This window comes from Williamsia sp., from assembly GCF_036566845.1.
GTDB lineage: Bacteria > Actinomycetota > Actinomycetes > Mycobacteriales > Mycobacteriaceae > Williamsia.
The window spans coordinates 1-14227 of record NZ_DATCVM010000284.1; the positions used below are offsets into that span (position 1 = coordinate 1).

The window sequence follows — 14227 nt, forward strand, 5'->3', positions numbered from 1 at the left end:
GGTGTCGCCGGAACGCTGGTTCCGGGCGCCCCCGCCGACTACGCGGTGTGGGAAGTCGAGGAACTGCTCGTCGCGGGTTCCGCCGACCCCAAGGTCGCCCGGTGGTCCACCGATCCACGATCGCGCGTCCCGGCGCTGCCGAACCTGAACCCCGGCCGCAAACTCCCCGAGTGCGTGCGGACGGTCCGCGCCGGACGGACGATCTATGGACGGGCCGCCGCGTGACCACGGACACGGCCGACTCGCGCGCGTCGGCGATCTCGGCCCGAATCGGTTCCTTCGTACGGACGCCCCTTGTACTGCGGACGGGGGCGGCCGCCGTCGGTGGTCTGCTGATGTGGGCGGCGTTCCCGCCCCGCAACCTCTGGTTTCTCGGCATCGCGTCCTTCGCGGTGCTCGCGCTGGCGCTCAAGGACGTCAGCCGATACCGCGACGGCTTCCTCTACGGCTTTGCCTACGGCCTCGGTTTCTTCCTGCCGCTACTGCCATGGGTGGGTGTGTACGTGGGCCCGCTGCCATGGGTGGCGCTCGCGGTGGTGATGGCGCTCTACACCGGCCTGTTCGGCTTGATTGCGGTCCGACTGGTTCGGCTACCGGCGTGGCCCGTATGGTTCGCGCTGGCGTGGGTCACCGTCGAGTGGGCTCGCTCGTCCTTCCCGTTCGGCGGATTTCCTTGGGGGCGTGCTGCATTCGGTCAGATCGGTGGCCCGATGCTCTCGCTGGCCTCGTTGGGCGGTGCGCCGCTGGTGTCTTTCGCCATCGCATTGAGCGGCGCAGGCCTGGCAGCAGTGGTGATGTGGGCGGTCGCCGCACCTCGCCAGTGGAACCGGTTGGTCCCGGCTCTGATCATGACTCTTCTCACGCCGATTGTTGCCGCGCTGCTGTGGCCATCGGTCGATTCCCGCAACGATTCGGACAACCAGCTCACCATCGCGGCCATCCAGGGCAACGTCCCGCGGCTCGGTCTCGACTTCAACGCCCAGCGACGCGCCGTCCTCGACAATCACGTCCGCGAGACGCTCGCTCTGGCCGCTGCCGTGCGGGCCGGAGAGCAACCCCGGCCGGACCTCGTGATCTGGCCCGAGAACGCGTCGGACATCGATCCCACCGCCAATGAGGACGCCGCCGAAGAGATCACGATGGCATCGTTGGCGATCGATGCACCGATCCTGGTGGGAACCCTGGTCCAGAATCCCGATGGCCGGCCCACCAACACCGTGCTGGTGTGGGATGGTCGGCGAGCGACGGACGGACAGCAGATCCAGGGTCGCTACGACAAGCAGATCATCCAGCCATTCGGTGAATATCTGCCCTGGCGAAGCTTTTTCACGCACTTCTCGTCGTACGCCGCGTCTGCCGGCAACTTCCGGCCGGGCACCGGCCCCGGCGTTGTCGAGGTGGAAACCCACACCGGGAAATCGGTGACGGTGGGTGTCTCGACATGCTGGGAGATCGCCTTCGATCGATCAGCCCGGAAGGCAGTCAGGTCAGGCGCGGAGTTCCTCTCGGTACCGACCAACAACGCCACATTCGGTCGCACACAGATGACCTACCAACAGCTCGCGATGTCACAGCTGCGCGCGGTCGAGCACGGTCGCGCGGTGGTTGTCGCGGCGACGAGCGGCGTCAGCGCCGTCATCGCGCCGGACGGGCACACCACAGCCCGCAGTGGATTCTTCGAACCGGCGATGTTGGTGCAGTCGATTCCGCTCCACACAGACCAGACGATCGCCACCGAGGCAGGACCATGGCCGGAACGCCTGGCCGTACTCTTGACGGTCTGCGGGTTTTTGTTCCTGGTGGTACCAGGCATTAGGTTACGGGGATGGTCAAAGGAGGAGCATGGTGACGGGGCCTGAGGACAACTCACGGACTACCGATCCTGTGGTGGGGGCGGACGGGGCGGGAACCCTGGTGATCATTCCCACCTTCAACGAGATCGAGAATCTGCCACTGATCGTGAAGCGGGTCCACGCGGTCCAGCCTGCGGTGCACATCCTCGTCGTCGACGACAGCAGCCCGGACGGCACCGGCGAGCTGGCCGATGACCTGGCAGCCGCTGATGGTGCCGGCCGGATCCACGTCATGCACCGCAAGGTGAAGAACGGTCTCGGCGCCGCGTACATCAACGGCTTCGAGTGGGGTCTGGCCCGTGACTACGCGGTCCTGGTGGAAATGGATGCCGACGGCAGTCACGCTCCCGAAGAGCTGCATCGGTTGCTCGACCGGATCAACGCCGGTGCTGATCTGGTGATCGGGTCTCGCTATGTGCCCGGTGGCACCGTGGTCAACTGGCCACGACGTCGTGAGATCTTGTCGCGCGGCGGCAACATCTACTCGCGGCTCGCGCTGGGTGTGTCTATCAAGGACATCACCGGCGGTTACCGCGCGTACCGGCGCCACGTGCTCGAGGCGCTGGATCTCGGGGCCATCGAGTCACACGGCTACTGCTTCCAGGTCGACCTGGGCTGGCGCACCATCCGGGCCGGTTTCGACGTGGCCGAGGTGCCGATCACGTTCACCGAACGTGAACTGGGGGAGTCGAAGATGAGCGGCAGCATCGTCCGCGAGGCTGCGTTCAAGGTGCCGCGCTGGGGTCTGGCCCACCGCCTCAACAAGCTGCGCAAGAAGAAGAACTAGCACCAACGGCACACGAGCCACATATACAAAGGCGAGCCACAAATATGTGGCTCGCCTTTGTATTAAGTGGCTCGTGTGCGTTGAGCCGACCTGTCAGACCTCTAGCTGCTGGTACCGCGACGACGTGCCTTCAGGAGGTCGAGCCGCTCGGTCAGGAGCACCTCGAGCTCTTCTTCGCTGCGACGCTCGAGAAGCATGTCCCAGTGGGTGCGCGGTGGCTTGACCTTCTTCTCCTCGGTCACGACACCCTCGAGAATGGTGCCTTCCATTCCGTTCTTGCACGGCCACGTCGACGGGATCTCTGCTTCGTCGGAAAACGGAATGTCGAAGATCTCGCCGTTGTCGGTGCGGTACTTCACCATGCGCCGCGGCGCGAGGTCATGATCGCGATCGGTCTCGTAGCTCACCGCTCCGAGGCGGCTGCCGCGTAGGACTCGATCTGCCATAACTACTATCCTCTCGTTGGATTACCTTGCCATCTTACGCGTGGCTGTGGGAGTTCTGCTAAATTCCCGCGCCACCACCCGCCGACGCCGAAGGTCCCCGTTCGGAATTCCGATCTCCTGGACTCTGCGGAGTAACCTCGATTCTTATGGAACCCCAGGCCACAGCGACTCGGCGCGGCACAGCACGCAACAATTGCGCCTGGTGTGGACGCGAAATCGTCGAGTCCGACGTGGGTCGTCGCCGCAAGTACTGCAAACAATCCTGTCGTCAGCGCGCCTACGAACAACGCAACCTGGTCGCCGGATCTTCCATCCCCGCAGATTCCGTGGTCCTCAGTGCCGGCGAGGCCGAAGATCTGATCGAACGACTCTTTCGCCTGCGGTGTGCTGCCGAGGACATCGCCACCGCCGTGGGCGAAGAAGCCGACCGGTCAGAGCTCGCAGAACTCGGCGCCGAACTCGTCGCGTTGGCAAAGGAAGCCGAACGCTGGCGTTAGAGACCCACCGCCCTGCGACAGTCCTGCGGTCAGCTGTACGGGCCGGTGTTGGACGGAGACTGCCCGCTTCGAAGACTGGCAACGATCTGCTGGGCCACCTCTGATTGCGGATCGAGTTGATCGGCCGCAAGAGACCATTCCAGGCCCACCCACGGGTCGTGAGCTAACGCGTGATCCGACACCGGTAGCACCAGGGTCTTGTCAGCGATCGCGGCCACCAGCGGATCGGCGTCGTGTTCGTCGAGCGATCCGGCGAACACAAACGACCATCCCAGCGTGCTTCCACGATCGACGATCCGCAGGAGCCTCGCGAGGTCGGCGTGGTCCCAGCCGAACGGCAGATCCGAGATGACCACCACCCGGACACCGAACTCGTCACGACTGCCGCCGTCGTCAGGGCCGGCCTGCAAGGCCATCAAGGTCAGATCAATGGCCGACTCGAGGATGTCGAGACGAGGAGCCACAGCGTCGGGGGTGATCACCGGCGGGGCGAGTAGTAGCGGCGCCAGGAGTTCGGTGAGCGCTGTGAGTTTTCCCGTGAGGTCCAGGATGTCTATGGTGACCCCGTCGCCGGCGCCCGCGGCGAATGTCCGTGCGGCGGTGGCGAGTCGCACTGTCAGCGACGTGACCACGGGGACCACCGTGTGACCGGACTCGAGCACCCACAGCGGCCGCGCCACCGGCGTCGGAACGCAGAAGGGGAGCCGCAGCTCGCCGCGTTCTGGTGCCGACAGTTCTGCCAGTCGCAGTCCGCTGCCGGTGTGGCCCCCGGCCCGCGACCATGCCGGCGACTGCCATGACGCCATCGCCGGCGGCAACTGCGGGTCGAGTGCGGCGAGCTCGGCCATCAACACCCGGGAGTCGGAATCGAACCTCTCCCGCGCCGCCGCCACCAGATCGTCGCATCGCTTCTGCGCGACCTCGCGTTGCCGGGCGGCCTCGGGTGAGTTTCGCTGCGATGGATCAGTCAATGCGTCGGCGAGTTCCCGATCGAGGCGATCGAGGGCAAACCTTTCGGATTGGACAAAACCCGCCGCTGAGCGGGCAGCGTCTTCGAAGATGACGTGCGCTCGGGCGATCGCGGCGCCGTAATCCGTTCCCAGCCGGATCATCTCGGGCGGGAGATCCTGAGAATCCGTGGGCACCAAAGTTCTGGACGCCCGAACCTCCGGCACCGGATCCGCGGCATCCGCAGTGCCGTCGACCTCGACGCCGTGGCTCGTCAGGAGTTGGGCCAGGCCACCGAGGTAGCCCTGGCCCAACGCGCGCACCTTCCATTGGCCGGATCGCTGATACAACTCGAAACACAGCAGTGCGGTCTCGCCGAGGTTCGGTCGCAGCATCAGCCCGAACGCCGACACCCCTGTGCTGCCGGTCAGTTCCACGCGCATCCCGGCCGCGGCGAGTTCGGCAGGGACGTCATCGAATCCAACCGCGCACAGCACACGGGCACCGGGCCGCAGCGTGGCGAGGTCGATCGACAACTCCCCACCGGACAATGTGACACCGGACGTGGCGGGCTGGTTGAAGAACACAACGTCGTCCGAGTCGAGGACCTGAAGACGGTCGTCGACAACAAGACCGACGACGTCGACGTCGAAGCCCGTGGCCGCGACCGAAAACTTCAGGTTGCGTTCGCCTGCCGGAGCGTTCTGACCAGCAACCAGCTCGTTCATCTGGTGTTGTTCCTCCCGAACCCGGACAAGGCGGGTCTATTTCATGAAGTCGTTCGACAAAAAGCGTTGCAGCTGAGGCAGTGCCTCACCGGCATGACGCGCGGTGATTCCGTCTCCGATGGCCTGGAGCTTCCAGACGCCACCCTCGCGGAACACCTTTGCCATGACGACGCCTGTGAACGGCATGCCGCCGGCAAGCGTGTAGCGAGCCAATTCAGAGTTGGTTGTCTGGTCCACGAGGCGGCAGAACGCATTTGCGACCTGCTCAAAGGTCTGACCCTGGTACGAGGTGACGATGAAGATCAACGCGTTGACGTGCATCGGCACCCTGGTGAGGTCGACGGTGACCACTTCGTCGTCGCCCTCGCCGGCACCGGTGAGGTTGTCACCGAGGTGGCGGATCGACCCGTCCTTCGACGTCAGCTGGCCGTAGTAGACAACGTCGGCGGCCTGCGTGTCGGCGAACATGACCACGGAGGCGTCGAGATCGATGTCGGCGCTGCGATTGCCGAACATCTTCTTGACCACCACCGGATCCCAGCCCAGCCCCATCTGGATGTTGGTGAGTGCGACTCCGCCGTCTTTGTTCAGCGAAACCCGTTGTCCCTTGCTCAAACTGACCGGCTGGCCCTTTCGCAGGCTGACCTCCGGTCGGCCCGCGGGGGGTGCCGCCTGCTGCGGCGGCGCGTACGCGGCGGCCGGTGCTGCCGGCGGGACCGGTGCAGCTTGAGGCGGTCGCGAGTAACTCGGTGCGGGCTGTTGCGGTGCGGGCGGCGTGGGTGCCGGGGGCGTGGGTGCCGGAGGAGTGGGCGCCGGTGCATCGTCCACCGAAACGCCGTGATCAGTCACCAGGGCGGCAAAACCACCGGCGTAACCCTGACCGACGGCGCGGACCTTCCAGTCGCTCCCGCGTCGATAGACCTCCAGTGCGATCACGATCGACTCGCTGGCCAGGCCCTCGACGCGGTACTCGTACAGCGGCTGCCCACCGGACAGAACACGTGCCACCGGGGGTGCGACGGCGCCGAAGGTGCCGCTGTCGAGGGTGATGACCGCTCGGACCACCGCGATATCGGCCGGGACCGAACCGAGCACGATCGACAGGGTGCCGATGCCCGAACCGGTCTGCAGGGTGACGCCCGGCCCCGAAGGCTGGTTGTAGAAGACGAAGTCGGCGTCTGTGCGGACCTTCAGACTGTCGGTGACCAGCAACGCCGAGAGGTCGCCTGCCGCCGCCAGATCGACTGTGATGTCGACCGTCGATGCGTTGATCGGACCGTTTTGCCCCTTGACCAGAGTTGTTGTCATCACCTGAGCCCTTCGTTGGGTATTGAAATGTTCGCCCCGTCCGCGCCTGTCGGCACGGTGGACGGAATGTCCGGTTCAACGACGGACTCTACTGTGCCCGTCCGCTCTATCAGCCACTCCAGCATCTCCTCGGAGGCCGCCAGACCACGACCGGTCGTGACCGCCACGTCAGGATGCTGCCAGCCCAGTTCTTCCAATTCGCCGTGTCTTGGTCGGATCGCGGCGTCAGATCCGACGAGCATCGGCTGATCCAGCACACCGTCACCGGCCGCCAGACTCACCCGAGGCCACACCGGCATCCGCCGGCGGACCTCCTCGACCGCGATGTGTTTGGTGACGGGATCGGGCATCACGTAGACCTTTCGGCCCTGCCGGGACACATTCCAGCCGACCTCGGCAGCCCAACTCGCCCACCTGGGCACCACATCCGGCGGCAACAGGTCGAGTTCGACGACCACATAACAGAACAGACCGTCGGCGATGCGCAGTGTGCGTAGCCAGTCGGTGCCGCGGGAATCGCTGTCGAGGCGCTGGTGAACATCGTCGATGCCGGCGCCCAGACCCCCGAGCAGGCCCGCGACGTGGACTGACCAGGATTCGTCCGATTCACCATGGACCAGGATGTTGCCACCGTTGCTGGTGATCGCGAACTCCGGTGTACCCAGCGGCAATTCGATACGCCGATACTGCTCGATGGTCCTGGTCGTTGTCGGTACCACCTGAGCGATCCGATCCAGTTCCATCAGTGACGCGATCGCGGCATCCGACATGTAGGACTGCGGCTTTCCCTGGTAGATCTCCACACATCGGGCTGCTGCCAGCAAGACCTCCGCACGAGAGGCATCGGGGGCGCCTTGCGTGATCGCGTTGGCCGAGTAGATCAGGGTCCGATCCATGTCCAGCGTCACCAACACCGGTGATTTGGTCAGCGACGCCCGGCCGGTACTTCTCGCGGGACTGCTCACGAAACCTCTTTCACCAGGCCCACAGCGCTGTATGCCAGCTCCGGGACAACTTCGACGGGCACAGATCGAGCCAGCGCGAGTGCTCGAATGTGTTCGTGCGCGGGATCGTCGGCGTCTTGAACCAGAACCCGCCAGGGCACCCGACGAAGCAGGACCCGGGTTGTCTCTCCCACACCGGGCTTCACGAAGTTCACCGACGATATCCCGTATTGCTCTCGGATCGACTCTACTGAACGCCAGCCCGACCAGGTCGGAGACCGGTCCGAGGACTTGATCTCCGCGCACCGCGCTGTGGCCTCTGCTGTGGCGGAATCGAATTCAGCGGTGACGGCGTCGAGGAGTACTGCCGAGACATCCTGGTCGATCAGTTCCGAGTAGAATTTCGCGCCGTGGAAGTCATGCGGACCGATGAGCTGATCGTTGAGGACGGTACGCGAAACCAACCCCGACACAGTCGAATTCAGGCAGGCCGAGGCGATCAGGAAGTCGTCACGGGTCCCGTAGGTTCGCACACAGGCCCCCGGATCGGCGAGCACCGCGAGGTCGGGGTTGAACCTGGGACCCCCGCCGCGCGCGAGTTCGTCCAGCGCGGCGGTGAGTTCTTTGGTGATCGCACCTTTGCCGGTCCAGCCGTCGACGAATACGACATTCCGGGGATCATGGTGCGCAGCAAGGTATCTCATCGCATTGGCGTCGATGCCGCGGTCGCGGACGATCGACACCGCGTAGTGCGGCAGATCCAGACCGTGCCGATGCTGTGCCCATCGTCTCATCAGGACGCCGACGGGCGTGCCGGCCCGGGCGAGCGAGGCGAGGACGACGTCGGTGCCGCGTTCGGCGAGTACCAGGTCGGTGACCGCACCGACGGCCACAGCCAGTCGATGGGCACTCTCACCGAGCACCCGGTGGAAGAGTTCCTGATACGCGGCATCCGGCTGGAACTCGACCGGCAGCGTTTCGGCGTAGTGCGCCAGTCCCGCCTGTATCCGCTGTTCCCGCGAGGCCACATCGGCCTCCAGCGCCACGTGCGACAGGTCTTTGAGTAGCCACCGCACCTCGTCGGGGGCGTAGCTGCCGAAGTCCGGACCCACCAGCGGAACGCCGAATCCGGCCACCGGCACCGTGCTCATCGCTGCCCCCGAGTCGCCCGCAGCGCACGGTGGTCGGTGCCGGGAACGATCACCGCGAGAACATCATCGCCGCCGCCGCGCAGGGTTTCGAGCAGTCCGTCGCGCGCGGTCAATGCCGCGGTGTCGGCGGGAGAGTCGACGACAACAACCAGCTGGGAACCCGGATGTTCGCGGGTTGCGTTGTACAGGAATCGATCCGGCGCAGCATCGGCTTCGGGCGCCACGAAGCGGTATCCGCGACGCAATGGGTAGCCCTGGTGGTCGATGACGTGAGCGGGCGAACGGGTGGTGGTCTGGCTCAGGATGGGCGCTTCGACAACCGACGACAGTTCACCGGCGATTCGCTGGGGCAAGTACATCAACTCCTCGTGTCCGATGACGATCACCGGACGAGCCGGGTCCAACACCGCGGCCACCTGTGTGGCGATCACCGTCACGGCCCGGTCGAAGGCGGCCCAGTCGCTGCGATCGAATCCGTACCGTCCACCGTCCGGCACGTGTTCGGGCCACGACACCTCCAGTCGCTCGAGACGGCCGGGCGCACCGGGACTCTGCTGCGGTCCGGGCGGCAACGCAACCACCTGTGCGGGCAGATCCTCGGGGATGTGGGTGATGCCCCGCGCGAGGCTGATGAACTCGATGTCCACGCCCATCTCGGCGGCCCGTTCCAGGCATCGGGTCACGTCGCGGTCGGTGCGCATATCCACCAGGGAGGCAACGATGTACAGCGTCCGCCCGTGGACTCCCTGCATCGATCGGATGGCGTCGAGCGCCGTGGCACCGGTGGAGATCTCATCGTCGACCAGGACGACGGGTAGGTCGGTGTGCAGGCTGCGAGGATCGGTGGGCACCACGAGGTGGTCGGTTGCGTGCGAGTGACCTTCTTCGAACCGCGCGATCACCGGCACGTGGGAGTCGTGACGCCGGGTCGACTGCAAGTAGTGACCCGCGCCCATCCGGTGGGCCACTGCGTGCCCCAAACCCGTTGCCGTCTCGGCGAATCCGAACACGAGGGCATCGGACGCGCCGTGTTTGGCCAAGGCCGAGGTCGCAAGGTCACCGAGATCCCCGGCCGCGGCAAATATCGCTGCCGGCGGAACCGGGATGTGTTTACCCAGGACCGTCGACACCCAGAGGTGCGCGCGCTTTGGATTTCGGCGTAGGCCGGCCTGCACCAGGTCCTCCACACGCCACCCGCGGTGACCACTGACATGTTCGGCACGCAGCCCGAACTCCGATGTCGCATACGAGGTCACCGGCGCGCTGACCTGCCGCATGCGAGCTCCGCTCACGGCTCCACCACCGATGCCAGGAGGTCGACGACCCCGATCTCCGGCTGTAGGACACCGAACGCCTGCGCTCGAACGAGGGTCTTGACCGCCCAATTACGGTGGGGGCGACGCTCATTCATCTTGTTTCGGTAGACCGATGGTTCGACACCGCCGGAATCGTCGACCCCGAGGATCGCGACGGCGTCGACGTACTCCTCGTGCGAGACCGCGCTCATCGCGTGCACCACGTTCACGTGAGAGGGATGGATGACGGTCTTGCCCTGTAGGCCATTTGCATGATCGAGTACCAGCTCTCGCAGTAGTCCGTCGAGGTCTCGGCTGACCAGGTGGGTGCGGAAACGAACCGCGTCGATCTGCTCGAATGGGGTGTGCCGCAGCAGCGGGCGGAACATCCGGTCGTGGGTGTTGTAGTACTCCCACACCGGTCCGGTGATGGTGAAGCCCGTGCCGTCGGCCCGTCCGAGGACGTTGACGATCGCGCCGATGACCTCGGCCACCGGCTGCACGTCGTAGATGGTGAGGTCGGGGTCCCGCCGGATCCCGAGCGCACCACACATGTCGGTGCCGCCGATCCGGACGGCGAGGATCTTTTCCCGATGCCGTGCAAGCAGATCGCGAATGCCGCCCAGGGCACACATTCTGGACTCGATGTGCAACACCGAGGTGGACTCGATGATCGGCATGGCGTACAGCATCCGGCCGGATTCGGCGATCGCGCCGTCGATCCGGTTGAGGTAGCCCGCACCACTGTCGGCGGTGAACTTGGGCAGGACGAATCCGGCGAGCGCGTCGATCCCGCTGCCGAGCCGACCGAGTAGTTCGTCGATCTGTTCGGCCGTGCGGACCCGAACGAACAGCAACGGGGCACCGGCTCCATGGTCTGCGAGGGCATCGAGGGCTGCCACGAGATTGGTCATCGCGTCGGAGACCTGATGGTCGGCGATCGCATCTTCGAGGTCGATCACCATCGAGGTCGACCCGTTCCGCCCCTGCCGGAGAATCAGCTCTGGCAGACGGTCCCGAATCGCCGGGATGTAGAGGGTGGCGCCGATCGCCACACTCAGCAGCTCCGGCGTCGCGTCGACGTCGATCGATTCGGGAAACCGGTGGAACAGGCGTTCGCGTTCGGCATCGTCGAGCGCGGCGAAATGTTGAATACTGACGGTGCCACTTGATGGTTCACCGATGTTCGGCTGTTGTTCATCTGCCTGCAGATAGCGGCCACCTTCACCGCCGGAGATGGCTTGTTCGATCATCAGCGCCGTGCCTCGTCCTTCATTTTGCTCACGACCCCGGTGACGAAGTCAGAGATGGTTCGCAGGTCGACCAGATAACCCCAGTAATCCGGATGCCGCCCGGTCAGTGCGGCAACAGCTCGGTCCACGCGCAACACCTGCGCGTCGAGAACCGACCCCCATTGTTTGACCAATCCGAGGTTCACTGCAAGCAATTGTGCGTCACGAATCTGAAAGCGCACTCTACCGGCGGCCGCCGGAGGGTCCCTGCGTACGTCGCGAAGTTCATTCAATCGATCGGTGACTCCGTCGACGAGTTCCTCGGCGTCGGCGAGCACTTTTCGCGCCCGCGTGACCGCCGCCAGGGACGCCTCCGGGTCCGATTCGAGTTTCGTTGCAGCGGTGTCGATTTCAGCAGAAGCCCGAAGGAGGTCCTGGGCGCTTCGACGATCGTGCCCGATGAGATCCGCCGAACACGCCGCGCTGAACTCCCGAAGGAGCGCGGAATAGGCCTCCGGCATCCGTTCATTGCGGTTCCGCACCGCCGCCAGCCGCGTTCGCACAGATGCCAGCGCTGCCCGCGCCTCACCGATCTTGCTCGGTGCTTCCGCGATTGCCTGCTGCAATTTCTTGATGGAGGCGCGCATGGCGGCGGTTTGTGCCTGTAACTCGGCCCGGTCTCCGCCCTGTGAGACATGCAACTGCGCGGCCTCGAACTGCAGACGAACCTGATCATGCTGCTGCACAGCTGCTTTGACCGATCCATAGCCCAACTGATCCGGCGACAATGCACCCAACTGGTCGGCGAGCTGATCCGATTCCCGCCGGACGCGTGCGGCCTCGTCGGGAATCGCACCGTACGCGGTCCGGGCGTGCTCGATCTGGGTCGAGTGCAGCTCATAGAAGCGGTCCAGTCGGTGAATCGACTCGGTGATCTGGCTCGATATCCGCTGATAGTCCGCGATCGGTGCGGTGGTATCGGTACTGCTCAGCGCGAGATACTGATTGATGGTCTCGTAGCACGCATCCCGGATCGGGGAAAAAGACCGAACGAGGTCTTCCGACAGCCCCAGGGCCGCCGCGGCATCCACGCCATCGGCGAGAATCGACAGCCGCTGATCGAGTTCCAAGAACCCGGAAACCATGTCGTTTCGCGCATGCGTGATGGCGTCGGTGGGCCCGCCACCGACGTCACGGCTATCTCGTCGAAACCAGCGCCTGGCCACACGCGCATCCTACTGGGAGCCTGGGTATTCGCTGGCAGAGGTGGCCGGTGGCGCGGGCCCGCCGGCGTCGAATGTCATTCGATCTGTCCATGCATCGACCGAATTTCGCAGGTATCGGGGTGGACGCTGCCACCGATGTCCATATTCACGTACGGTTGACCGCAAGGCTCGGCTCGCCGCCGTAGTTGGCACGCGGGTCGGCCTCTACTCAACTTTTGAATCAACCTCAGGAAGGTACTGACATGGGCGTCAGCTTGAGCAAGGGTGGCAACGTCTCTTTGACTAAAGAGGCTCCGAACCTGACCGCAGTGGCAGTCGGACTCGGCTGGGACATCCGTTCCACCACCGGCACAGACTTCGACCTGGATGCCAGCGCCATCGGAGCCGGAGCCGACAAGAAGGTCGTCTCTGATCAGCACTTCATCTTCTTCAACAACCTGCGCTCGCCGGACGGCTCGATCGAGCACACCGGCGACAACACCACCGGTGAGGGCGAAGGTGACGACGAGGTCATCAACGTCGACCTCGCCGCGGTACCGCCGAACATCGAATCGGTGGTCTTCCCCGTCTCGATCTACGACGCGGACAGCCGCTCGCAGTCGTTCGGCCAGGTCCGCAACGCGTACATCCGCGTCACCGACCGTTCCAACGGCAACGAGCTCGCTCGCTACGACCTCTCCGAGGACGCCTCCACCGAAACCGCGATGGTGTTCGGCGAGCTGTACCGGAACGGTGCCGAGTGGAAGTTCCGCGCGATCGGCCAGGGCTACGCCTCCGGTCTGGCCGGCATCGCCCGCGACTACGGTGTCAACGTCTAGTCGACGTCCGGCAGAGTCGATCTTCGACGTCGTATAGTTCAGCACTATCGCGGAACCTTCCGGGGTTCCGCGATAGTGCTGTTGATGTGTAAGAGCAACAACTAAGGAGCAGGTGTGGTCATCCGCACATTCGGGATCTCGATCCTTGTCACGATTGCGTCGCTGTTCGTGGCGTTCCTCTACGGGAGCTGGACCGCGCTGACCCTGTGCCTGATCCTCGGAATCCTCGAGGTGTCACTGTCCTTCGACAACGCGGTCATCAACGCGACCGTGCTCGAGAAGATGAGTGAATTCTGGCAGAAGATCTTCCTCACCATCGGCATCCTGATCGCCGTTTTCGGTATGCGCCTGCTGTTCCCGCTACTCATCGTCTGGGTCACGGCCGGCCTGAATCCGGTCGAGGCCTTCGATCTGGCCATGAACGTGCCGGAAGAGGGTTCGGGTCAGGAATCGTACGAAGAGATCCTCACTGCGGCCCATCCGCAGATCGCGGCATTCGGCGGCATGTTCCTGTTCATGCTCTTCCTCAATTTCATCCTCGAGGACAACGAGATCAAGTGGTTGACCTGGCTCGAGAAGCCCCTGGCCACCATCGGCAAGCTCGATTCGCTCGCCGTTGTCATCGCCGGCGGCAGCCTCGTCCTGATCGCGGAGTTCCTGGCACCCGACGACCAGCGTGCGACGGTCATGGTCGCCGGTGTCCTGGGCATCATCACGTACATCGCTGTCAACGGTCTCGGCGAGTTGTTCCACACCGAGGAACTCACGGCCGAACACGAGCAGGTCGAGAAGTCCGGTGGTCCCACCGACCTGGCGAAGGCGACCGGCAAAGCCGGCTTCTTCCTCTTCCTGTACCTCGAGGTCCTCGACGCATCATTCTCGTTCGACGGTGTCATCGGTGCGTTCGCCATCACCGCAGATCCGATCATCATCGCCCTGGGCCTCGGCTTCATCGGCGCCATGTTCGTCCGTTCGATCACGGTCTACCTGGTCC

13 protein-coding genes and 1 pseudogene are annotated in these 14227 nt (G+C 64.6%); 6 read left to right on the forward strand and 8 right to left on the reverse strand.

All coding sequences use genetic code 11. From position 1 onward, the window contains the following. The 3 genes and pseudogenes from VIQ49_RS28165 to VIQ49_RS28175 all read left to right on the forward strand — a co-directional run. A pseudogene (locus VIQ49_RS28165) lies at nucleotides 1–225 on the forward strand (amidohydrolase); the annotation flags it as partial. Nucleotides 226–335: 110 nt separating this feature from the next. Then, nucleotides 336–1859 carry an apolipoprotein N-acyltransferase gene (gene lnt / locus VIQ49_RS28170; RefSeq protein WP_331890377.1) on the forward strand — a complete coding sequence of 508 codons (1524 nt, stop codon included), beginning with the start codon at nucleotides 336–338 and terminating at the stop codon, nucleotides 1857–1859. Next, on the forward strand, nucleotides 1843–2640 hold the full coding sequence (locus VIQ49_RS28175) for a polyprenol monophosphomannose synthase (protein ID WP_331890359.1): 798 nt from the start codon (nucleotides 1843–1845) through the stop codon (nucleotides 2638–2640). The genes lnt and VIQ49_RS28175 overlap by 17 nt, the downstream gene beginning before the upstream one ends. Nucleotides 2641–2741: 101 nt before the next feature. Here VIQ49_RS28175 and VIQ49_RS28180 read toward each other — a convergent pair whose 3' ends face one another. Continuing rightward, nucleotides 2742–3086, reverse strand: coding sequence for an RNA polymerase-binding protein RbpA (locus tag VIQ49_RS28180; protein ID WP_028463190.1), 345 nt, complete (start codon nucleotides 3084–3086; stop codon nucleotides 2742–2744). 146 nt (nucleotides 3087–3232) lie between these two features. On the opposite strand from VIQ49_RS28180, the gene VIQ49_RS28185 reads away from it, so the two are divergent. Further along, nucleotides 3233–3583 carry a hypothetical protein gene (locus VIQ49_RS28185; protein ID WP_331890362.1) on the forward strand — a complete coding sequence of 117 codons (351 nt, stop codon included), beginning with the start codon at nucleotides 3233–3235 and terminating at the stop codon, nucleotides 3581–3583. Between the two features lie 29 nt (nucleotides 3584–3612). Here VIQ49_RS28185 and VIQ49_RS28190 read toward each other — a convergent pair whose 3' ends face one another. From VIQ49_RS28190 to VIQ49_RS28220, 7 genes are read right to left on the reverse strand one after another with little or no spacing between them, the layout of a single operon-like run. Further along, nucleotides 3613–5259 (reverse strand): TerD family protein, encoded by a 1647-nt coding sequence (locus tag VIQ49_RS28190; protein WP_331890364.1) that lies wholly within the window; start codon nucleotides 5257–5259, stop codon nucleotides 3613–3615. A gap of 36 nt (nucleotides 5260–5295) precedes the next feature. After that, the gene (locus tag VIQ49_RS28195; RefSeq protein ID WP_331890365.1) at nucleotides 5296–6567 is read right to left on the reverse strand and encodes a TerD family protein; all 1272 of its coding nucleotides are present in this window, start codon (nucleotides 6565–6567) and stop codon (nucleotides 5296–5298) included. Then, nucleotides 6567–7532, reverse strand: a complete 966-nt coding sequence (locus VIQ49_RS28200) for an HAD family hydrolase (RefSeq protein ID WP_331890366.1) — start codon at nucleotides 7530–7532, stop codon at nucleotides 6567–6569. The genes VIQ49_RS28195 and VIQ49_RS28200 overlap by 1 nt, the downstream gene beginning before the upstream one ends. Further along, nucleotides 7529–8662, reverse strand: a complete 1134-nt coding sequence (locus VIQ49_RS28205) for a cysteine protease StiP family protein (protein ID WP_331890367.1) — start codon at nucleotides 8660–8662, stop codon at nucleotides 7529–7531. Before VIQ49_RS28205 ends, VIQ49_RS28200 begins: the two co-directional genes overlap by 4 nt. Next, nucleotides 8659–9954, reverse strand: coding sequence for a phosphoribosyltransferase family protein (locus VIQ49_RS28210; RefSeq protein ID WP_331890368.1), 1296 nt, complete (start codon nucleotides 9952–9954; stop codon nucleotides 8659–8661). Before VIQ49_RS28210 ends, VIQ49_RS28205 begins: the two co-directional genes overlap by 4 nt. Then, nucleotides 9951–11210: an HpcH/HpaI aldolase/citrate lyase family protein gene (locus tag VIQ49_RS28215; RefSeq protein ID WP_331890369.1), complete on the reverse strand. Its 1260-nt coding sequence runs from the start codon at nucleotides 11208–11210 to the stop codon at nucleotides 9951–9953. Before VIQ49_RS28215 ends, VIQ49_RS28210 begins: the two co-directional genes overlap by 4 nt. Beyond that, nucleotides 11210–12415, reverse strand: coding sequence for a hypothetical protein (locus VIQ49_RS28220; RefSeq protein WP_331890371.1), 1206 nt, complete (start codon nucleotides 12413–12415; stop codon nucleotides 11210–11212). Before VIQ49_RS28220 ends, VIQ49_RS28215 begins: the two co-directional genes overlap by 1 nt. A gap of 242 nt (nucleotides 12416–12657) precedes the next feature. Here VIQ49_RS28220 and VIQ49_RS28225 point away from each other — a divergent pair, with 242 nt between their 5' ends. Next, nucleotides 12658–13233 (forward strand): TerD family protein, encoded by a 576-nt coding sequence (locus tag VIQ49_RS28225; RefSeq protein WP_331890373.1) that lies wholly within the window; start codon nucleotides 12658–12660, stop codon nucleotides 13231–13233. Nucleotides 13234–13347: 114 nt separating this feature from the next. After that, on the forward strand, nucleotides 13348–14227 hold an 880-nt coding region (locus VIQ49_RS28230; protein ID WP_331890375.1), incomplete at its 3' end, for a DUF475 domain-containing protein.